The following is a 232-nucleotide window of genomic DNA, read 5'->3' as shown; positions in this document are numbered from 1 at the left end:
GATCAGCATGCGCGTCGAATCGATATCACTCACCTTGAGCGCCACGATCTCCGACACCCGCAACCCCGCCCCGTAGCCTGTGCCGAGGGCGGCCTTGTACTTCGGACCTGGTGCGGCTTCGAGCAGCCGCGCCACCTCCTCGACGCTCAGCACCAGCGGCAGCTTGCGCGGCTGACGGATGACGGTGAGACGGCGTGAGAGATCGGGCCGGTCGAGCGTCACGGTGAAGAAG

1 pseudogene is annotated in these 232 nt (G+C 66.4%); it reads right to left on the bottom strand.

The window, feature by feature from the left end:
* Positions 1-232: pseudogene (locus NMG80_RS02335) on the bottom strand (integrase); the annotation flags it as partial.

Source organism: Mesorhizobium escarrei (genome assembly GCF_935825525.1).
Classification (GTDB): Bacteria; Pseudomonadota; Alphaproteobacteria; order Rhizobiales; family Rhizobiaceae; genus Mesorhizobium; species Mesorhizobium escarrei.
The sequence above is the reverse complement of the archived record's forward strand: the minus strand, read 5'-3'. Positions and strand labels throughout refer to the sequence as shown.